Source organism: Pseudomonas sp. UBA5568, assembly GCF_002425525.1.
GTDB lineage: Bacteria > Pseudomonadota > Gammaproteobacteria > Pseudomonadales > Pseudomonadaceae > Aquipseudomonas > Aquipseudomonas fulva.
The window spans coordinates 33,128-53,738 of record NZ_DIMK01000046.1; the positions used below are offsets into that span (position 1 = coordinate 33,128).

19 protein-coding genes are annotated in these 20,611 nt (G+C 62.3%); 10 read left to right on the top strand and 9 right to left on the bottom strand.

Features of this window, described 5'->3' with window-relative positions; genetic code table 11:
- The coding region (locus B2S33_RS14445; RefSeq protein ID WP_288650545.1) for a transcription-repair coupling factor at positions 1–2,556 on the bottom strand (2,556 nt) is incomplete at its 3' end.
- Positions 2,557–2,724: 168 nt separating this feature from the next.
- On the opposite strand from B2S33_RS14445, the gene B2S33_RS14450 reads away from it, so the two are divergent.
- Both B2S33_RS14450 and sthA read left to right on the top strand, forming a co-directional pair.
- Positions 2,725–4,188, top strand: coding sequence for a glyceraldehyde-3-phosphate dehydrogenase (locus B2S33_RS14450; protein WP_027915082.1), 1,464 nt, complete (start codon positions 2,725–2,727; stop codon positions 4,186–4,188).
- Between the two features lie 397 nt (positions 4,189–4,585).
- Entirely contained in the window at positions 4,586–5,980 is a 1,395-nt protein-coding gene (gene sthA, locus B2S33_RS14455) for a Si-specific NAD(P)(+) transhydrogenase (protein WP_023534167.1), read from the top strand.
- A 42-nt stretch (positions 5,981–6,022) separates the two neighbouring features.
- On the opposite strand, the gene B2S33_RS14460 is transcribed toward sthA, so the two are convergent.
- Complete coding sequence (locus B2S33_RS14460) at positions 6,023–6,745, bottom strand: glycerophosphodiester phosphodiesterase (RefSeq protein ID WP_027915081.1); 723 nt, start codon at positions 6,743–6,745, stop codon at positions 6,023–6,025.
- 28 nt (positions 6,746–6,773) lie between these two features.
- Positions 6,774–7,358, bottom strand: a complete 585-nt coding sequence (locus B2S33_RS14465) for a PilZ domain-containing protein (protein WP_088523568.1) — start codon at positions 7,356–7,358, stop codon at positions 6,774–6,776.
- 93 nt (positions 7,359–7,451) lie between these two features.
- Between B2S33_RS14465 and B2S33_RS14470 the strand changes: the two genes are divergently transcribed.
- The 3 genes from B2S33_RS14470 to B2S33_RS14480 are packed head-to-tail and all read left to right on the top strand — an operon-like array spanning position 7,452 to position 10,694.
- A complete protein-coding gene (locus B2S33_RS14470; protein WP_027915079.1) occupies positions 7,452–8,702 on the top strand; it encodes a lipoprotein-releasing ABC transporter permease subunit in 1,251 nt (416 codons plus the stop codon).
- A gap of 7 nt (positions 8,703–8,709) precedes the next feature.
- Positions 8,710–9,393 carry a lipoprotein-releasing ABC transporter ATP-binding protein LolD gene (gene lolD, locus B2S33_RS14475; protein WP_174435400.1) on the top strand — a complete coding sequence of 228 codons (684 nt, stop codon included), beginning with the start codon at positions 8,710–8,712 and terminating at the stop codon, positions 9,391–9,393.
- 59 nt (positions 9,394–9,452) lie between these two features.
- Positions 9,453–10,694 (top strand): lipoprotein-releasing ABC transporter permease subunit, encoded by a 1,242-nt coding sequence (locus B2S33_RS14480; protein ID WP_023534194.1) that lies wholly within the window; start codon positions 9,453–9,455, stop codon positions 10,692–10,694.
- An 8-nt stretch (positions 10,695–10,702) separates the two neighbouring features.
- Here B2S33_RS14480 and B2S33_RS14485 read toward each other — a convergent pair whose 3' ends face one another.
- Both B2S33_RS14485 and B2S33_RS14490 read right to left on the bottom strand, forming a co-directional pair.
- The gene (locus B2S33_RS14485) at positions 10,703–12,052 is read right to left on the bottom strand and encodes a heavy metal sensor histidine kinase (protein WP_125922367.1); all 1,350 of its coding nucleotides are present in this window, start codon (positions 12,050–12,052) and stop codon (positions 10,703–10,705) included.
- Positions 12,049–12,729 carry a heavy metal response regulator transcription factor gene (locus B2S33_RS14490; protein ID WP_027915076.1) on the bottom strand — a complete coding sequence of 227 codons (681 nt, stop codon included), beginning with the start codon at positions 12,727–12,729 and terminating at the stop codon, positions 12,049–12,051. Before B2S33_RS14490 ends, B2S33_RS14485 begins: the two co-directional genes overlap by 4 nt.
- Before the next feature lie 185 nt (positions 12,730–12,914).
- On the opposite strand from B2S33_RS14490, the gene B2S33_RS14495 reads away from it, so the two are divergent.
- A complete protein-coding gene (locus B2S33_RS14495; RefSeq protein WP_288650547.1) occupies positions 12,915–13,430 on the top strand; it encodes a cupredoxin domain-containing protein in 516 nt (171 codons plus the stop codon).
- Between the two features lie 138 nt (positions 13,431–13,568).
- On the top strand, positions 13,569–14,399 hold the full coding sequence (queF, locus tag B2S33_RS14500) for an NADPH-dependent 7-cyano-7-deazaguanine reductase QueF (RefSeq protein ID WP_028687358.1): 831 nt from the start codon (positions 13,569–13,571) through the stop codon (positions 14,397–14,399).
- A gap of 136 nt (positions 14,400–14,535) precedes the next feature.
- On the opposite strand, the gene B2S33_RS14505 is transcribed toward queF, so the two are convergent.
- Positions 14,536–14,799 (bottom strand): DUF4404 family protein, encoded by a 264-nt coding sequence (locus B2S33_RS14505; RefSeq protein WP_023534264.1) that lies wholly within the window; start codon positions 14,797–14,799, stop codon positions 14,536–14,538.
- A gap of 355 nt (positions 14,800–15,154) precedes the next feature.
- On the opposite strand from B2S33_RS14505, the gene B2S33_RS14510 reads away from it, so the two are divergent.
- A complete protein-coding gene (locus tag B2S33_RS14510) occupies positions 15,155–15,862 on the top strand; it encodes an MlaA family lipoprotein (protein WP_027915073.1) in 708 nt (235 codons plus the stop codon).
- Positions 15,863–15,864: 2 nt separating this feature from the next.
- Here the strand turns inward: B2S33_RS14510 and B2S33_RS14515 are convergent, their stop codons facing one another.
- The gene (locus B2S33_RS14515) at positions 15,865–16,164 is read right to left on the bottom strand and encodes a PilZ domain-containing protein (protein WP_027915072.1); all 300 of its coding nucleotides are present in this window, start codon (positions 16,162–16,164) and stop codon (positions 15,865–15,867) included.
- 269 nt (positions 16,165–16,433) lie between these two features.
- On the opposite strand from B2S33_RS14515, the gene rssB reads away from it, so the two are divergent.
- Positions 16,434–17,618, top strand: coding sequence for a two-component system response regulator RssB (rssB, locus tag B2S33_RS14520; RefSeq protein WP_288650549.1), 1,185 nt, complete (start codon positions 16,434–16,436; stop codon positions 17,616–17,618).
- Positions 17,615–18,097, top strand: a complete 483-nt coding sequence (rssC, locus tag B2S33_RS14525) for an anti-sigma factor antagonist RssC (protein WP_027915070.1) — start codon at positions 17,615–17,617, stop codon at positions 18,095–18,097. Before rssB ends, rssC begins: the two co-directional genes overlap by 4 nt.
- A 208-nt stretch (positions 18,098–18,305) precedes the next feature.
- On the opposite strand, the gene B2S33_RS14530 is transcribed toward rssC, so the two are convergent.
- Both B2S33_RS14530 and B2S33_RS14535 read right to left on the bottom strand, forming a co-directional pair.
- Positions 18,306–19,889 (bottom strand): rhodanese-related sulfurtransferase, encoded by a 1,584-nt coding sequence (locus B2S33_RS14530; protein ID WP_288650550.1) that lies wholly within the window; start codon positions 19,887–19,889, stop codon positions 18,306–18,308.
- Positions 19,886–20,494, bottom strand: a complete 609-nt coding sequence (locus tag B2S33_RS14535; RefSeq protein WP_288650551.1) for a cysteine dioxygenase — start codon at positions 20,492–20,494, stop codon at positions 19,886–19,888. Before B2S33_RS14535 ends, B2S33_RS14530 begins: the two co-directional genes overlap by 4 nt.
- Positions 20,495–20,611 lie beyond the last annotated feature (117 nt).

Consider the following 20,611-nt stretch of genomic DNA (forward strand, 5'->3'; position numbering starts at 1 on the left):
CAGCTCGCGCTCGCGCATCTGGCCGTGGCCAATGCCGATGCGCGCCTCGGGGACCAGCTCGGCCAGGTCGGCGGCGCATTTCTCGATGGTTTTCACATCGTTGTGCAGGTAGTACACCTGGCCGCCGCGCAGCAGTTCGCGCAGCAGCGCTTCCTTGACGGTGCTGTTGTTCTGTTCCATGACGAAGGTGCGCACCGACAGGCGCCGCGCCGGTGGCGTGGCGATGATCGACAGATCGCGCATACCCGCCACAGCCATGTTCAAGGTGCGCGGGATGGGCGTGGCGGTCAGGGTGAGGATGTCCACTTCGCTGCGCAGCGCCTTGAGCTGCTCTTTCTGACGCACACCGAAACGATGCTCTTCGTCGATGATGGCCAGGCCCAGGTCCTTGAAGCGCACATCGTCCTGGAGCAGCTTGTGGGTGCCGATCAGGATGTCGATCTTGCCCTCGGCCAGCTCGGCCGCGGCGGTGGCCACTTCCTTGGCCGATTTGAAGCGGCTCATCACCTCGACGGTGACCGGCCAGTCCGCGAATCGGTCGCGGAAACTGTTGTAATGCTGCTGGGCCAGCAGGGTAGTGGGCACCAGCACAGCCACCTGGCGACCGCTGTGCACGGCGATGAACGCTGCACGCATGGCCACCTCGGTCTTGCCGAAGCCCACGTCGCCGCACACCAGGCGGTCCATGGGCTTGGGCGCCAGCATGTCGGCGCGTACCGCTTCGATGGCCGCTTGCTGGTCGGGGGTTTCCTCGAACGGGAAGCCTGCGCTGAACGTGGCGTAGTCGGCGGCGGGGTCGGCGAACGCATAACCCTTGCGCGCTGCTCGGCGGGCATAGATGTCGAGCAGCTCGGCGGCGACATCGCGTACCTGTTCGGCAGCCTTGCGCTTGGCTTTCTGCCAGGTTTCCGAGCCCAGGCGGTGCAGGGGCGCCAGCGCGTCATCGCTGCCGGTGTAGCGGGCGATCAGGTGCAGGTTGGCAACCGGTACGTAGAGCTTGGCGCCCTCGGCGTATTCAAGGGTAAGGAACTCGGCGGCCTGGCCGTCGATTTCCAGCGTGGCCAGGCCTAGGTAGCGGCCTACGCCATGGTCGATGTGCACCACCGGTGCGCCTTCGCGCAGCTCGGTCAGGTTCTTGATGACGGCGTCGTTGGCGGTTTCGCCGCGCTTGTCGCGGCGGCGGCGCTGCATCACCCGCTGACCGAACAGCGGGCTTTCGGCGATCAGGGCCATGGCCGGGTCGTCGAGCAGCAGGCCTTCGTCGAGCGGTGCGATGGTGATGTTAAGGCGTTCGCTGCCGGTGACGAAGTCGGTCCAGCCTTCGACCGTGTTCGGGCGCAGCTTGAGCCGTTCGAGCAGCTCGAGCAGCACTTCGCGGCGCCCGGCCGATTCTGCGGTGAACAAGACGCGGCCATCGAACTGGTCGAGAAACCCTGCCAATGCCGCCAGCGGCTGGTTAGCCTTGGCTTCGATGGCAAGGTCGGGCAGGGCGCGGGCGGCGAAGCGCTGGCGCCCGGCGCCGGGGTCCAGGTCATCGCGGCTGACCACCACCCTTGGCCACTGCTTGAGGCGTGCGAAACAGTCTTCCACTGGCATGAACAGCTCGGCCGGCGGCAGCAAGGGCCGGCTCAGGTCGCCCCGGCGGTCCTCATAGCGCCCACGCACGTCGTTCCAGAAATGCTCGGCCGCCTGCTCGACGCCCGGCAGCGAAAACACCTGGGTATCGGCTGGCAAGTAGTCGAACAGGGTCGAGGTTTCTTCGAAGAACAGCGGCAGGTAGTACTCGATGCCTGACGGGATGATGCCGCTGGCCAGGTCCTGGAAGATCGCGCTGCGGCGAAAATCCACGTCGAAACGCTCGCGAAAGCGTGCCTTGAACCGAGTGACTTCCTCTTTTTGCATCGGAAATTCGCGAGCCGGCAGCAGGCGAATGGAGTCGACCTTGTCGATCGAGCGCTGGGTCTCGGGGTCGAACGTGCGCAGCGTCTCGATTTCGTCGTCGAACAGGTCGATGCGGTAGGGCAGCTTGCTGCCCATCGGGAACAGGTCGATCAAGGCCCCACGCACGGCGAACTCGCCATGCTCATAGACGGTGTCGACGCAGCGGTAGCCACTGGCTTCGAGGCGGCTGCGCATCTGCTCCACATCGATGGTCTGGCCCACGTCCAGCACCAGGCTGCTGCCTAGCAGGAAGCGGGTAGGGGCCAGGCGATGCAAGGCCGTGGTAATGGGCACCACCAGGATGCCGTGGCTCAGCTCGGGCAACCGGTACAGGCTGGCGATGCGCTGGGAGATGATGTCCTGGTGGGGCGAGAACAGGTCGTAGGGCAGGGTCTCCCAGTCGGGAAACGGCAGCACTGGCAACTCGGGCGCGAAGAACTTCAGTTCCTGCTCCAGGCGGTCGGCGGCCTGGCTGTCTGCCGTCAGTAGCAGGGTAAAGCGGCCAGCGCTGCTGGCGGCCTCGGCGATGGCAAGGCTGAGGGCGGCACCGGGCAGGTTGCCCCAGGTTTGTTTGCCGGCGGTAGCCGACAGTTGCGGTAGGCGCAGAACTGACACGGGAGATTGCACTCCAAGCGTTTCGGCAAAGAGACCGATTGTACCGGTGACGCTGGCGGCTGTCAGGCTCCAATGGGGCAGGATGATCGATGTGCGTGACCTCGACAGGCGCTCATTGCCGGTTACGCATCGGGGCGTCATAATGTAGCCCCTTTTTTCTGTCCCTACATGTGGAAGGTTCCCGTGACTCAGAAGCCCGACCAGTGTCTTGGTGAGTGGATCGATCGTGAAGCCCTGGCTGAAGCGATGATCCCGCTTATCGGTCAGCTCTACCGCAACAACAATGTGGTGAGCTCGATCTATGGCCGCAGCCTGATCAACCGTTCGGTTATCTCGATCCTCAAGGCACACCGCTTTGCGCGTCATCGCCAGACCGACGAAACCGAACTGTCCGTTCACGAGACATTCCCCCTGCTCAAGGCCATGAGCGAGCTGAAGCTGGGCGCCGCCTCGGTCGACCTGGGCAAGCTGGCCAACAAGTTCAAGCTCGAAGGCAACGGCCGCAGCGCCGAGCAGTTCGTGCGTGAGGAGCTGGCCGACGTGGTGGGCCAGCAGAACGCCGCTGCGCGCAAGGGCACCGACGTCGTGCTGTATGGTTTCGGCCGTATCGGTCGCCTGCTGGCGCGTATCCTGATCGAGAAGACCGGTGGCGGCGACGGCCTGCGCCTGCGTGCCATCGTCGTGCGCAAAGGTGCCGAGAACGATCTGGTCAAGCGTGCCAGCCTGCTGCGTCGTGACTCGGTGCACGGGCCGTTCGATGGCACCATCACCATCGACGAAGCCAACAACACCCTGACGGCCAACGGCAACCTGATTCAGATCATCTATGCCAAGAACCCGAGCGAAGTCGACTACACCCAGTACGGTATCGACAACGCGCTGATCGTGGACAACACCGGCGTATGGCGTGATGCCGACGGCCTGGGCCAGCACCTGGCGTGCCCGGGTGCCAGCCGCGTGATCCTCACCGCACCTGGCAAGGGTGCCCTGAAGAACATCGTGCACGGCATCAACCATGGCGAGATCACGGCCGATGACAAGATCATCTCCGCCGCCTCCTGCACCACCAACGCCATCGTGCCGGTGCTCAAGGCCGTCAACGACCAGTACGGCATCGTCAACGGCCACGTCGAAACCGTTCACTCGTTCACCAACGACCAGAACCTGATCGACAACTTCCACAAGGGCAGCCGCCGTGGCCGCGCCGCGCCGCTGAACATGGTCATCACCGAAACCGGTGCTGCCACCGCCGCCGCCAAGGCCCTGCCAGTGCTCAAGGGCAAGTTGACCGGCAACGCCATTCGCGTGCCGACGCCGAACGTGTCGATGGCCATCCTCAACCTGAACCTGGAAAAGGCCACCAGCCGCGAGGAAATCAACGAGTACCTGCGCCAGACGGCCATGCACTCGGACCTGCACAAGCAGATCGACTACGTCAGCTCCCAGGAAGTGGTCTCCACCGACTTCGTGGGCTCGCGCCACGCCGGTGTGGTAGACGCCGAGGCCACCATCTGCAACGACAACCGCGTCGTGCTGTACGTGTGGTATGACAACGAATTCGGCTACAGCTGCCAGGTCGTGCGCGTGATGGAAGACATGGCCGGGGTCAACCCACCTGCCTTTCCACGCTGATCGGCCGTTCAGACGCTGAACACACGGGAACCTTCGGGTTCCCGTTTTCGTTTGGGCGGCCGGGCACGGGTGCTTGTACTCGCAGAGCGCAGGGGGCACCGAGTGACTCAACGCGACATTTCAGGGACAATGACCGCCGTTTGGCAGGTACCTGAGCGGTTTTTTCGCCTGAGCAGGTAGTGAAAGGTGATCGAAAGCGGGGACGAGGATGATTGCCGCCAAGGAGAAGGTGGTTTATGTAGTGCGGGCGAAATTGGCCTACGACGCGACCAAGGGTTAATGTGCGCGCCGTTCATGCTTGATTAGACTGCACCCGATTTTTTCTCATGGCGCCCAGGCGGCATGATCGTGCGCCGCAAGCGACCGTGGCTTGCGGGCCAGTTCTGAAGGAGTACGCATGGCTGTCTACAACTACGACGTAGTGGTGCTGGGTTCCGGCCCAGCCGGGGAAGGTGCGGCAATGAACGCCGCCAAAGCAGGGCGCAAGGTGGCGATGGTCGACACCCGCCGCCAGGTCGGGGGTAACTGCACCCACTTGGGCACCATCCCCTCCAAGGCACTGCGTCACTCGGTGCGGCAGATCATGCAGTTCAACACCAACACCATGTTCCGCGCCATCGGCGAGCCGCGTTGGTTCTCCTTCCCGGACGTGCTCAAGAGCGCCGAGAAGGTCATCGCCAAACAGGTGGCCTCGCGTACGGGCTACTATGCCCGCAACCGCGTCGACCTGTTCTTCGGCACCGGCAGCTTCGCCGACGAGCAGACCGTCGAAGTGGTCTGCCCCAATGGCGTGGTAGAAAAACTCAACGCCAAGCACATCATCATTGCCACCGGTTCGCGCCCTTACCGGCCAGCAGACATCGACTTCAACCACCCGCGTGTGTACGACAGCGACACCATCCTCAGCTTGAGCCATACCCCGCGCAAGCTGATCGTCTATGGCGCCGGGGTGATCGGGTGCGAATACGCCTCGATCTTCAGCGGCCTGGGTGTGCTGGTCGAACTGGTGGACAACCGTGGGCAATTGCTCAGCTTCCTGGATTCGGAAATCTCCCAGGCCCTGAGCTACCACTTCAGCAACAACAACATCACCGTGCGCCACAACGAAGATTATGAGCGGGTCGAGGGGCTGGACAACGGTGTCATCCTGCACCTGAAGTCGGGCAAGAAGATCAAGGCCGATGCTTTGCTCTGGTGCAACGGGCGTACCGGCAACACCGACAAGCTGGGGCTTGAGAACATCGGCATCAAGGTCAACAGCCGCGGCCAGATCGAAGTGGACGAGGCCTACCGCACCAGCGTGCCGAACATCTACGGCGCCGGCGACGTGATTGGCTGGCCAAGCCTGGCCAGTGCCGCGCACGACCAGGGCCGCTCGGCTGCAGGGAGCATCGTCGACAACGGCAGCTGGCGTTTCGTCAACGATGTACCGACGGGTATCTACACCATTCCGGAGATCAGCTCGATCGGCAAGAACGAGCAGGAACTGACCCAGGCCAAGGTGCCCTATGAAGTGGGCAAGGCCTTCTTCAAGAGCATGGCCCGGGCGCAGATTGCCGGTGAGCCCCAGGGCATGCTGAAAATCCTGTTCCACCGCGAGACGCTGCAGGTGCTGGGTGTGCACTGCTTCGGCTATCAGGCGTCGGAAATCGTGCATATCGGCCAGGCGGTGATGAACCAGCCGGGCGAGCTGAACAACCTCAAGTACTTCGTGAACACCACGTTCAACTACCCGACCATGGCCGAAGCCTATCGAGTAGCGGCCTATGACGGTCTGAACCGGCTTTTTTGAGCGGCTCCGACCGGTGGCCTGAGCCGGTCGGAGAGACCGAATTCAACCCTGCCCGAGGGTGGTCCTGGCCAAACCGGGAAAGTCTGTAATCAGGCTGTCCACGCCAAAATCAGCGAGCCGGCGCATCAGTGCCGGCTCGTTGACCGTCCATACCGACACGTGCAAGCCCTGCTTTTGCGCTTTTTGCAGGCGTTCCGGGGTGCACAGCGTCCAGTTCAAGGCCAGCATCTGGCAACCATAGTTCTGTGCAACTTTCAGCGGGTCGAGCCAGGCGTACTCGGCCACCAGGCCGCGTTGCACATCCGGCACCAGTTCTTGAGCGGCGCCCAGCACTTCGCGTGAACTGGAGGTGATCGTTACCTTGTCCAGCAAGCCAAACTGCTGGGCCAGTTCGCGAATGGCCAGCACCGTGCTGGCTGCGCGGGTGCGCGAGGCGCTCTTGACCTCCAGCTGCCAGTGCTCGAACGGGCATTTCTCGAACAACTCTTCCAGGCGTGGGATGGGGCAGGGCTGGACCCAGCCCGGGCCACCCTGACGTGCGTCGAGCTTGACCAGGTCTTCGGCCGGGTGCTCGACCACCTTGCCGCGCTTGCCGGTGGTGCGCTTGAGGGTAGGGTCATGGATCACCATCAGCTGGTTGTCGGCCGACAGGTGCAGATCCAGCTCGCAGCGCATGATGCCGTGGGACAGGCACTGGCGGAAGCTGTTCAGGGTGTTCTCGGGCGCTTCGCCCTTGGCGCCGCGATGGCCATAGATCAGGGTCACGTTCGTTCCTTCAGTGAGAAAAATGGAGTCAGGGTGATGGGGCGTTCTGTTCCAGTTGCTGGCGTCTTTGCTGCTGCTGGCGCTGCAGGATGTAGCGGGCAAGCAGCTGGCGCTGGGCATCGACCATGTCGATGAACTCGATGCCGACCTCGAAGCCCTCCTCGGGCCTGGCCTCGCAATGGGTGATCTTGCCACGCAACAGCAGGCCATGGGCGCGTGGCATCAGCACCATTTGTACCTTCACTTGGGTACCCGGTGCAAAAGGCCCTGGCTGGACGCACTCCAGACCGCCTTCGGACATCACCACTGCCTGCGGTTGGCCTACCTCGCCCAGCAGGGTATGGGCGACCACGGCGCTGAGCACGTCCAGGCGCTTGTTCTGTACCCGCAGAAACGCTGCGAGGGTGCGGTCCTTGTCGCTGAGCTGGCGCAGCAGGTGCTGGGCCTCGAAGTCGGCCAGGTGCAGCTCGCTGAGCAGATTGAACAGTGGGGAATCATCCTGCAACACATCTGGATCAAGGGCTTGGGCCGCGCTCAATGGGCTGATTTGAAGTGCGATCCGATCAGCAATGCGGTAGTATTCGCGGCGATCTTCTTCGTCTAATGTCGTCATGGCGAACCCATGGTAGCGGCGGTGGTCCGAGTGTAAAGCCGCCGTAGGCGCCTCGCCACAAGGACGTTCCCTTCCATCCGAACAAGCCCCGACATGTTCAGACCTCTTTTCGCATTCATCGGCACGCGTTATACCCGTGCCAAACGTCGCAATCACTTCGTCTCGTTCATTTCCCTGACCTCGATGATCGGCCTCGCCCTGGGCGTGGTAGTCATGATCGTGGTGCTGTCGGTGATGAACGGGTTCGACCACGAGATGCGCACCCGCGTGTTGGGCATGATCCCTCACGCCACGCTCGAGAGCGGCCAGCCCATCGCCGACTGGCCTGCCCTTGCCGAACAAGTAAAGCAGAATCCGCAGGTGGTGGCGGTCGCGCCCTTCACCCAGATGCAGGGTTTGCTTACCCATGACGGCAAGGTGCAGAAGGTGTTGCTCAACGGCATCGATCCGGCCCGGGAACGGGAGGTATCGATCATCGATAACTTCGTCCAGCAGGGCCGGCTGGACCAGTTGGCGCCCGGTGAGTGGGGCATCATGATCGGCGACAAGGCGGCAGCCAAGCTGGGCGTGGCCGTCGGTGACAAACTCACCTTCGTGGCCCCGGAAGTCAGCGTTACACCGGCCGGCATGTTCCCGCGCATGAAGCGCTTCACCGTGGTCGGCACCTTCCATGTGGGGGCCGGCGAAATCGACGGTTACCTGGGGCTGACCAACATCGCCGACCTGTCGCGCCTGCACCGCTGGAAGCCCGACCAGGTGCAGGGCCTGCGCTTGAAGTTCGATGACCTGTTCCAGGCCCCGCGGGTGGCTTACGACATCGCCCAACAGCTGGGCGACCAGGACTTCTACAGCCGCGACTGGACCCGTACCCATGGCAACCTCTACCAGGCCATTCGCATGGAAAAAGCCATGATCGGCCTGCTGTTGCTGCTGATCGTCGCTGTTGCCGCGTTCAACATCATTTCCACGCTGGTGATGGTGGTCAACGACAAGCGAGGGGACATCGCCATTCTGCGCACGTTGGGTGCCACCCCCGGGCAGATCATGCTCATCTTCATGGTGCAGGGCACCGTGATCGGTGTCGTGGGCACGTTGATCGGCGCCGTGGTGGGCATCATCGCCGCGCTCAACGTCAGTACGGCCATCGCCGGGATCGAGCATTTGATCGGCCACAAATTCCTCAACGCCGACGTGTATTTCATCGATTACCTGCCCTCGCAGATCCAGGCCCAGGACGTGTACATGGTCTGTGGTGCGGCATTGGTCCTGAGTTTCTTCGCCACCCTGTACCCTGCCTGGCGTGCGGCACGCACCCAGCCGGCAGAGGCGTTACGTTATGAGTGAGTCGCGCATGAGTGATAAAGCCGTTCTGAGTTGCCGCAACCTGGGCAAGTCCTACGACGAGGGCCCCGAGTCGGTGCAGGTGTTGTCTGGCCTGAACCTGGAACTGCACGCCGGCGAGCGCATCGCCATCGTCGGCAGTTCGGGGTCGGGCAAGAGCACCTTGCTCAACCTGCTGGGCGGCCTGGATCGCCCCACACAGGGCAGCGTGTGGTTGGCCGGCGAGGAGCTGTCGGCGTTGGGCGAGCGCGCCCGTGGCCTGCTGCGCAACCGCGAGTTGGGCTTCGTGTACCAGTTTCATCACCTGCTGCCCGAATTCACGGCCCTGGAGAACGTGTGCATGCCGCTGCTCATCGGCCGTACCGCTATCCCAGAGGCGCGTGAACGTGCCGAGGCGCTGCTCAAACGCGTTGGGCTGGGGCATCGCCTCAATCACAAGCCGGCCGAGCTGTCTGGCGGTGAGCGTCAGCGGGTGGCCATTGCGCGTGCGCTGGTCAACCGCCCGGGCCTGGTGATGCTGGACGAACCCACCGGGAACCTCGATCACCACACTGCCCAAGGCATCCAGGAATTGATGCAGGAACTGTCCAGTGCTTCGCGCACGGCGTTCCTGGTGGTGACCCACGACCTGAGCCTTGCGCGTCAGATGGACCGTGTACTGAAACTCGACAATGGCCACCTGGTGGCGATCTGACCGACCGAGCGGGATGACCCTTTCATCCCGCGACCTGTTTTGATTGGGTGTATTCGCACATGTTCAGACCCCTGCCCATCTTCATCGGCGCGCGCTATACCCGGGCCAAGCGTCGCAACCATTTCATCTCGTTCATCTCCATGACCTCGATGATCGGCCTGTCCCTGGGCGTGCTGGCCATGATCGTGGTGCTGTCGGTGATGAACGGCTTCCAGCGCGAAATGAGCTCGCGCATCCTGGGCTTGGTCCCCCACGCGGCCATTCTGGGCCAGCAGCCGCTGGACAACTGGCAGCAGGTGGCCGATGCGGCCATGAAAAACCCTGCCGTGGTTGCCGCGGCCCCGATCACCGAGATGGAAGGCATGTTGTCCTATAAGGGCGCCATGCAACCCATTCAGGTGGGCGGTATCGATCCGGCCGAGGAAAACAAGGTTTCGATCGTAGGGCGGCACATCGTTCAGGGCCGCTTGCAGGACTTGCAGCCCGGCGAGTTCGGCGTGGTGATTGGCGAGCTGACGGCCCGCCGTTTTCGCCTGAATACCGGGGACAAACTGACCTTGATCGTGCCTGAGATCAGCAGCGAGCCTGGCGGGATCACCCCACGCATGCAGCGCTTGACCGTGGTGGGCATTTTCAAGGTGGGCGCCGAGCTCGATGGCTCCCAGGCCTACATTCACATGGCCGATGCCGCGACCATGCAGCGTTGGGCACCCGGCCAGGTTCAAGGTGTGCGGCTGAAGCTGCATGACCTGTATGCCGCCCCGCAAGTCTCCAAGGCCATCGCAGCGCAGCTTGGCGAGGGCTACCGGGCAGATGACTGGTCCCACACCCAAGGCAGCCTGTTCAGCGCCATGAAGATGGAAAAGACCATGATCGGCCTGTTGTTGCTGATGATCATCGCCGTGGCCGCGTTCAACATCATCGCCACCTTGGTCATGGTGGTGAACGACAAAGGGCCGGATATCGCCATCCTGCGCACCCTGGGGGCAACGCCTGCGCAGATCATGGGGACATTCATGGTCCAGGGCAGCTTGATCGGCGTCGTCGGCACGCTGATCGGTGGGGTGCTCGGGGTCATCGCCGCGCTCAACGTGAGCCAGATCGTGGGCTGGCTGGAGCGCATCAGCGGTCAGCATATCTTCACCTCCGACGTGTACTTCATCAGCAGCCTGCCCTCGGAGCTGCAAAGCGGGGATGTGGTGATGATCTGCGCGGCAGGGCTGGTGATGAGCTTCCTGGCTACCCTCTACCCAGCCTACCGGGCTTCCCAGGTACAACCGGCCATTGGCCTGGCGGTTTGACCAAGCCTTTACCGGCCTGAGAAATCGAGCGTGAAGCGGGTCCACCCCGCCTCGCACGCCACCTGAATCCGCCCGCCATGGGCCTGCACGATCGACCGCGTGATCGCCAGGCCCAGCCCGGCATGTTCGCCCCCGCCTTCATGCCTGGACGGGTCCACCCGGTAGAAACGATCGAACAGCCTAGGCAATGCCGTCGCCTCGATGGCGCTGCCGGTATTGCTCACGGTGATGCGCGGTCCTGTCGCCAGCGTGATCCGCACCTGTCCCCCCGTCGGCGTGAAACGCAGGGCGTTGTCGAGCAAGTTGGAGAGCGCCCGGCGCAGCATGGTCCTGTCGCCGGGCAGCCACGCCTGTCCCTCGCGTGTCAGCTGCACGGCCGCTTCTTCAGCAGCCAGGGCGTAAAACTCCAGTAGAGAATCCACTTCATCATGCAGGGCAAGTGGGGTGTCACCTGGTGTGAGTAGTCCCTGGTCAGCCTTGGCGAGAAAGAGCATGTCATTGATCATCTGCGCCATCGCCTGCAATTCTTCGAGGTTGTCGTGCAAGGCCTCTCGGTAGGTGTCGAGGCTGCGTGGGCGAGTCAGGGTGACCTGGGTGTGGGTCAGCAGGTTGGACAGCGGCGTGCGCAGCTCATGGGCGATGTCGGCCGAAAACGCCGACAGGCGCTGAAACGCATCGTCCAGGCGCTGCAGCATGGCATTGAGGCTGTCAGCCAATTGAGCCAGTTCGGCGGGCATTTGCTCCACGGGTAGCCGGGTGGTGAGCGAACGGGCAGAGACGCGTGCGGTGATGCGGCCCATCTGCCTCAAGGGCCGCAGGCCGCTGCGCGCCGCCCAGGCGCCCAGCAGGGCGGTGACCAGCGCCGACAGTCCGACAGTCAGCCAGATCAGGCGCTGCATGCCTTGCAGAAAATGCTGGTGATGGGTGATGTCGAGGTACAACACAAGTTGCGGCGAGGTCGCGCTGCCTGGTATCAGCGCCACAGCAAGGCTGCGGTAGTCAATGCCCTGCGCATGCAGCGTGTTCAACCCCGTGGAGGAGGGCGCCGGGGGGAGGCCGGCCTGGCTCTCGAACCAAGTGACGCCCCCACCCGAGGTTACCCGGACGGACAGGTCGGCCTGATGGCTCAGCTCCTCGCGCAGGGCCGGCAGGCGGGTTTGCAGGTCGGCCTGCGTGCCGACGTCCGTCAGGTGACGGCGCAACAACGACAAGCGCGAGGCCAGCAACTGCTGGTCAAGTTCGATGAAATGCTGCTCGCTGGCCTGATTGAACACCAGGCCCGCCCCGAGCGAAACCGCAGCGGTGCAGGCAGCGAACAGCAGCGCCAGGCGACTGGTCAGCGAAATGCGGCGCCTCACGATGGGCGCACTTCCAGCACATAACCCATGCCGCGTACCGTATGGATCAGCTTGTCCTCGTAGGCATCGTCCACCTTGGCCCGCAGTCGGCGGATGGCCACTTCGATCACGTTGGTGTCGCTGGCAAAGTTCATGTCCCAAACCTGGGACGCAATGAGCGCCTTGGACAGCACCTCGCCCTGACGGCGCAGCAGCAGTTCGAGCAAACCGAACTCCTTGGCGGTCAGGTCGATGCGTTGGCCGCCGCGCTCGACACGTCGACGAATCAGGTCAAGGCGCAGGTCTGCTACCGTCAGCAAGGTATCGGCACTGGGCGTGGACCCGCGCCTGAGCAGGCTGCGCACGCGTGCCAGCAGCTCCGAGAAGGCGAATGGCTTGATCAGGTAATCATCAGCGCCCAGTTCCAAGCCATGTACCCGGTCCTCGACGGCATCGCGGGCGGTCAGGAACAGCACGGGCGTATCGATACCGGCTTGCCGCACGGCCTTGAGGATCTGCCAGCCGTCGCGCCCTGGCAGCATCACATCCAGGATCAGCAGGTCATGATCGCCCGTCAGGGCCAGAAACTGGCCTGTTTCGCCGTCGGTGGCCAGCTCCACCGTGAAGCCGGCCTCGCTCAGGCCCTGATGCAGGTACTGGCCAGTACGGGCCTGGTCTTCGACGATCAACAGTTTCATTGAGGCAAGCTCCGGCGGTTGATGCGGCGCGCCGCAGTGAGGTCCAGCCGGCGCGTGGGTGCCAGGATCATACGTGACCTGTGCGGCATTGAACCAAACTGACACGCTTGTAATGCAGCGGTCAGCTTGATGGCAGTCGCGTGGGCTTAATCTGGCGCCGTTCAATCCAACGCATGGGAGCCTCGATGTCTCGCTTTATCATTGCCTGCGCACTGACGCTGGCCAGTAGTTTTGCCCAGGCAGGCACCGCACACACGCTAGCTTTCGGTGAGCCTGCACCAGCCGAGGAGGCCACCCGTACGGTTGAAGTGCGGCTCAAGGATATCGCCTTCGAGCCCGCCAGCCTCACTGTCAAGGCAGGTGAGACGGTACGCTTCGTGTTGATCAACGAGGGGCAGTTGCCCCACGAGTTCAACCTGGGTGACAAAGCCATGCATGCCGAACATCAAAAACAGATGGTTGCCATGCACGCCAAGCTGTTCAATGCAGACGCAGATGAGCAGGGCATGGGGCATGGCGACATGAGCGGGCACGATCACGGTGCAGGTCATGGGCATGGCGGCGGTAACACGGTGCTGGTGATGCCTGGCCAGCGCGCTGAGTTGACCTGGACCTTCAAGGCCTCTGCACCCATCGAATTCGCCTGCAATGTGCCAGGCCATTACCAAGCGGGCATGGTTGGGCCGCTGACCATCGAGTGAGGGACGCTGCAAGGCGGCAAGCAACAGGGTAGACTGGGCGCCCTACGCGTCATCCTGTACACGACAGGGTTACCCCAGCAATGGGGGCGCGCACCGTACGAACGCTAGCGTCCACTCCACACTTTCAGGTCAGTTCCAATGCACCCTGCCGCCGAACACTCCCCGCTGGGCAAGTCCAGTGAATACGTCGCCACCTATTCCCCGGAGCTGCTGTTCCCGATCCCACGCACCGCCAAATGGGCGGAGCTGGGTGTCACCGCGCAGACGCTTCCCTGGCAAGGGGTGGATTACTGGAACTGTTTCGAGCTGTCCTGGCTGCTGCCCTCGGGCAAGCCCGTGGTAGCCATAGGCGAGTTCGCCATCCCCGCCGATTCGCCCAACATCATCGAATCGAAGTCATTCAAGCTGTACCTGAACTCCTTGAACCAGACCGTTTTCGCAGGCATCGAGCCCTTGCAGGCGTGCCTTGAGAAAGACCTTTCGGCGGCCGCCGGCAAGGCGGTAGGGGTGAAGGTGAGGACGCTGGAAGAGGTCGAGGCCCAAGGCGTGGTCGCTTTGCCAGGCACCTGTATCGATGGGCTGGATGTGGCTATTTCCAACTATGCGCAGCCGCAACCGGAGTTGTTGCAATGCGACGCTCATCAGGTGCTCGAAGAGACGCTGCACAGTCACCTGCTCAAATCCAACTGCCCGGTTACCGGTCAGCCGGACTGGGGAAGCGTGGTAGTGACCTATAAGGGCAGGGCGCTCGATCACGCCAGCCTGCTGACCTATCTCATCAGCTTCCGCCAGCATGCGGATTTCCATGAACAATGCGTCGAGCGCATTTACCTGGACCTGAAGAATCTCTTGCAGCCTGAGCACTTGACCGTTTATGCCCGGTATGTGCGCCGGGGTGGCCTGGATATCAACCCCTACCGCAGCATGGGGGAAATCGTCGTGAGCAATGGGCGCCTGGCCAGGCAGTGACCGCCGCCGGGGTGCGCCTGCGTTGAACCGCACCCGACCCTGACAACAGGCCGCGTGCTGTTCGACCCTGGACGCAGTGCGGGTCATGGCAGGCCACTGCGCTGCGCTGTGTGCGCAGCAGCCCGAGCCGTATGCCTCAGATACCCATGCTGTGCAGCGAGTTGGCAATGCTGCGCAGGGTGGCCGTCAGGTCAGGGTGGTCGGCTTCAAATCGCTCCACGGCAAGGTTCACACCGTCGGCCAGGTTGTTGTCAGGCGTGGCGTTTTCCAGCTTCAGCTGCGCTTCGATTTGACGCGCTTCTTCATGGAGCGCAGCCAGCTCTTCGTCCGAAAGCGGCACGTTGCGATCCAGTTGCTCGCGCAGGCTGTTGAGGCGCTCTTGCAATTCGCGGGCAGGCATTGGCACTTCTCCATCATAGGTTTGGCAAGCCATGGACCTCAGCGAGGCGGCAAAGGTTCTGGCCTGTATTGAGCGTAAACCTTTCGCGTGGGATTTGCATGGCTGGCAGCCGCTGAGCTGTGTCCGTATTTTTCGCGCATTCGCTGGGAAGCGGTTCGTTTCATCCATGAGGTCGGCGAGCAACAGGTTCTCGTTAAATCTTGCTGCCATTGCGTAGCACCACTGACGTAACACTTGGTCACATTAAACTTCATGGATGCCGAAAGCTGTCTATCGGCCTGCAAAACTCTATACTGCCGCACTACAGCAGCGCGACCGTTGCGCTTGCGGCCGATAATCCTGATGGAGAAACACTATGCGTAGGATCGGTGCCAGTGTGATCGAACGAGTCACCCAGGCCTGTGTATGCGCCAGCATGCTGCTGGCGCCCGTGGCGGCTACTCAGGCCGCCACTGAAGAAGATCCCTGGGAAGCGGTCAATCGCCCGATCTTCCGCTTCAACGATACGCTCGATACCTACGCGCTCAAGCCGCTCGCCAAGGGTTACGACGCCGTGACGCCGCAGTTTCTCGAAGACGGCATCCACAATATGTTCCGCAACCTGGGCGATGTGACCAACCTGGCCAACAACGTCCTGCAGCTCAAACCCCATGCGGCAGGGGTGGATACGGCGCGCTTGATCGTCAACACCACCTTCGGCGTGGCCGGGTTCTTCGATGTCGGCACCAAGATGGGGCTGCAGCGCAGCGATGAAGACTTCGGTCAGACCCTGGGCTACTGGGGTGTGCCCAGCGGCCCGTACGTGGTCATTCCCTTGCTGGGCCCAAGCACTGTGCGCGATGGCGTAGCCAAGTACCCGGACACGTTCACCCGGCCTTATCGCTACGTGGACCATGTGCCTACCCGCAATTCGGCCTTCGCCCTGGACGTGGTGGACACCCGTGCAAGCCTGCTGCCGGCCGAGAAGCTGATTCAGGGTGACAAGTACATCTTCATTCGCAACGCTTACCTGCAGAACCGCGAGTTCAAGGTGCGCGATGGCGAAGTCGAGGACGATTTCTAAGGCTACCGCATGGCCAGGATGCGCAGCCCAAACGTGTGCTGCCCATCCGCCTGGGCCGCGATCCACACGACTTCCGCGGTGGCGTGCAAGCCTTCGAGCGAAGGGTGATCCGACTCCAGGCGCACCTGCAGCCGGTCCCCGACGTGGAACGGCTGAGGCGCCTGTACTTGCATCCCGCTGCTGGACAGGTCGAGACACACCGCGGCGATGACCTTACCCTCGTGTACCAGGGTAACCGGCGTGTCGATGCGCATGCGGATGAAATCGCGTTTCTCGCTGTGGCTGGTGGCGTTATCGGGCATGCTGCATCCTTCCTGTGAGGTTACACCGTGAGGGTTTCTTATAACTCTCGGTCATTTGCCCTGTAAAGCCGCTCAAGCGTACCGTTCGATGCTTGAAACCCCTGGCGGATGGGAGTACCGTCTGCGCCTTACACCGCATATCTCGCAGTTGCCGGGTAGGCTTTCTTGCCCTACAACTCGCAGAACGTGCGACCTGTTCAGAATTCCCGCAGCTGTTGGTCTGCCTTGCCGGCTCGCTGCACAAACCCCAATCGGCGCCGTTCGCCCACATGCAGAAAACCAGTGCAACGCTGCTGATCATCGATGACGACGACGTGGTCCGTGCTAGCCTCGCCGCGTATCTTGAAGACAGTGGCTTCAGCGTTCTCCAGGCTGGCAACGGCCAGCAGGGGCTTCAGGTCTTCGAAGAGCACCAGCCTGATCTTGTGATCTGCGATTTGCGCATGCCGCAAATGGGCGGACTTGAACTGATTCGTCAGATCAGCGCCCGTGCACCGCAGATACCCGTGATCGTGGTGTCGGGTGCCGGGGTCATGGCCGATGCGGTGGATGCATTGCGACTGGGCGCTGCGGATTACCTGATCAAGCCACTTGAAGACCTGGCGGTGCTGGAGCACTCGGTGCGCCGTGCGTTGGATCGAGCGCACCTTGTGCTGGAAAACCAGCGCTACCGCGAGAAGCTTGAGGCTGCCAACCGCGAACTGGAGGCCAGCCTGCACCTGTTGCAGGAAGACCAGACCGCTGGTCGGCAAGTGCAGATGAACATGTTGCCCCAAAGCCCTTGGCACGCCGGTGATTTTGCCTTCGAGCACCAGATCATCCCGTCGCTGTACCTGTCGGGTGACTTCGCCGACTACTTCCGTGTGGACGAGCGGCGTGTCGCTTTCTACCTGGCCGACGTGTCCGGGCACGGTGCTTCTTCGGCTTTCGTCACCGTGCTGCTGAAGTTCATGACCACCCGCCTTCTGTTCGAATTCAAGCGTGGCGGCAACATGCGCGAGTTCCAGCCTTCTGAAGTGCTCAGCCACATCAACCGTGGGTTGATCAACTGCAAGCTGGGCAAGCATGTGACCATGGTGGGCGGGGTGATCGATGAAGACACCGGGTTGCTGACCTATGCCGTAGGCGGGCACCTGCCGCTGCCGGTGCTGCATACACCCGAGCACACCCGCTACCTCGAAGGCCGCGGTTTGCCCGTGGGGCTGTTCGAGGAGGCCCGCTACCAGGACCTGGTGGTTGAACTGCCACCACGTTTCAGCCTGAGCCTGATGTCCGATGGCATCCTGGACCTTTTGCCAGGTGATACGCTCAAAGATAAAGAAGCTGCGCTGCCTGAAATCGTCAGGGCGGCAGAGGGTAGCCTGGATGGGCTGCGTCAACGTTTTGGATTGGCTACGCTAGGGGAGATGCCGGATGATATCGCCCTATTGGTGTTGAGCAGGAACCTTCAATGAGTACCGGTAGAATCCAGTTCGCCGAGCAGGACGGTACCTTCGTACTGAAATTCGTCGGTGAAGTGCGCCTGACCTTGTGTTCGGCGCTCGATGCAACGATCGAGCGAATATTCACCGCGCTGAATTTCTCGACCATCGTGATCGACCTGACCGAAACCGAAAGCATCGACAGCACCACCCTTGGCTTGCTCGCCAAGCTGTCGATCCTGTCGCGACAGAAAGTGGGCCTGCTGCCGACCGTCGTGACCACCAACCCGGATATTTCCCGCCTGTTGCAATCGATGGGGTTCGATCAGGTATTCAACATCGTCGACCGCCCCATCCCGTGCCCTGAATGCCTGTCTGACCTGCCATCCCAGGACCAGAACGAGGAGGTGGTGCGCTCCAAGGTGCTGGAAGCGCACCGGATTCTGATGGGCTTGAATGAGTCCAATCGCGAAGCCTTTCATGACTTGGTGAGTGCGCTGGAGCGCAGTTGACCTGGTTCGCCGCGTTGTGATGCGCCAATGGCTGCTTCATCAGAGGAACTCCACGACGCGATGGATGAACCTCGCTTCGACAGCGGTGCTAACCAGCGAGGCTGAGCGCAGGGCGCCTCTTTGAGTGGCAAGCACTACCAGCAACCCGTTTAGCTGCTGGCGTACCTGCACCCCGGTGCAAATGACTGTTCGAGGCTTGGTTTGCAGATCAGACCACCCTGAATCGATGGGTGCCATCACGCTTGAGCTGATCAACCAAGCCAAATTCCCACTCTAGATACCCTTGCATGGCCTCCCGGGGATTGTCCGTACCTTCATAGGGCCGTCTGTAGCGATCGCTACGCGGCACGGCAAGCCGTGACTCACCGCTCTCCAGCGGTTTTCCAGCAGCGATCCACTGTGCAGTGCCACCTTCGAGCAGATACACGGGCGTGCGCGTGAGGGCTTCAAGATCACGCGCGGCGAGGCGTGCCAACAGACCGCTGCCGCAGGTCAGCACAATGCGGCTCGCCTGTGGCATGTTTTCCAGTACCTTCGGCAGTTGGGCACGAATGGCCCAGTAGGCACCAGGGATGTGGCGATTGACGTAGTTGGCGCTGGTGGTGAAATCGAGCAAGACGGTGTCGCCTTCATTCAACCAGGCCGCCAGTTGCTCCACCCCAACCGTGGTGACGGGCGGCAACGCTGGCAACGGTGGCTGCCACTGGCCGGTGGCGGTGAAGTCAGCAGCGTGCAAACCGTCTAGCACTGCCACCTGCCAGCCCATCTGCGCCAGCCATGAAGCCGTCATGTTGGCGCGCACGCCGTCGTCATCGACCAGCACGATGCTAGCGCCGCGTACACTGGCGACGTGGTCGGTTTCTTGTATCAGCTGGCCACCTGGCACCGAGCGGCTACCGGGCAGGTGGCCTGCGCCATATTCCTCGGGCGTGCGCACATCGAACAGGTAAGTGGTGCGGCTGGCATCGGCCTGCCATTGGGCAAGCGCGACGCGGTCAATCCTCAGGACGCCGGCACGGTCAGCCACGGCGCGTGCCTTGACCCCAGCCTGTGCCTGAATGCCTGCGTCCACTTCGGTGAAGCGTCGCTGCTGCCCATGGGCCAACTGCTGGCCGGCCAGCGTCCAGCCGATGGTACCGTTGCGCAGCGCTGCCACGGGATTGGGGATGCCGGCATTGACCAGTGATTGAGTGCCGATGATGCTGCGAGTCCGCCCAGCACAGTTGACGATCACCTGGGTGCTCGGGTCTGGTGCCAGTTCAGCCACCCGCAGCACCAGCTCGGCGCCAGGTACGCTGACGCTGCCAGGGATGCTCATGGTCTGGTACTCATCGAAGCGGCGCGCGTCCAACACCACCACGTTGGCCTCTGCATCCAGCAACGCCTGTACCTGCTCGGCGCTCAGCGAGGGCGTGTGCCGCACACTTTCCACCAGTTCACCGAAGGCCTTGCTCGGTACGTTCACGTCGCGGAACAGCTCTCCACCGGCAGCCTCCCAGCCGGCCAGCCCCCCTTCGAGAAGCGCCACGTCGCTGTAGCCCAGCGACAATAGCCGCTGGGCGGCTTCGGCCGCCAAACCCTCGCCATTGTCGTAGAGGGTGATGGCAGTGTCTGCCCGCGGCACTCTGGCCAGTACCTCCAGCTCCAGTTTTGACAGGGGAATGTTGGCGGCAAACAGAGGGTGAGCCTGGGCAAAGGGGTCTTCTTCGCGCACGTCGATCAGGGCGAGCTCTTCTTGCGCAAGGAGGGCGCGGCGGATGTCGTGGTAGTGCCGTGTGTTGACGGTGCTCATCGGGCGGGGTTCTCTTTGGACAGGTCCCAGATATTGGGCAGGAAGGCGTTGGAATAGCCGGAAATGAAGGGTTTCTCGCTGCCGTCCACGGTGTACACGGCGCGCGTGACAGCGCCGATGTTGACGCCGTAGACGTGAATGCTGATCGACACCTGGTCGGCGAAGGCATTGCTGACTTGATGGATATCCCCAATGATCGGCGATACCGCTTCGACTTGGCCAGGTTCAAGGCGTACCGGCGCGCCCTCGGTCTGCAGCGCACTGCTCGCATCGCGCGCGAAGCCTTGAGCGAGCTCAGCGCCGCGCAACATGCCGATCAGGCCCCAGACCCGATGATCATGGATGGGGGTGCGCTGCCCAGGGCCCCACACGAAACTAACCACCGAGAAGCGTTGGCGTGAGTCGCAATGCAGCAGGTACTGCTGATAGCGCTCTGGATCGGGTTGGGCAAGATCGACTGGCAGCCAGTCGTCATGGGCTACCAATTCGGCTAGCACATGCTTGCCCCGGTCAAGCAGGGTGGCCTCGTCGGGCTGTTGGTCGAGCAACGTGGCGAATTGGTCGATGAAATGGCGCAAGCGCTCCGGGCGAAGGGGTTGGGTCATGGGTCAGGCTCGGCAGTCCAGGATTTGGAAGACCCTAACAAAACGCCTATATATTCTCAAAATGCAAAATAGTAATAACCTAATATGTAAATAGAGAATATAAAGTTCATTGGTGTC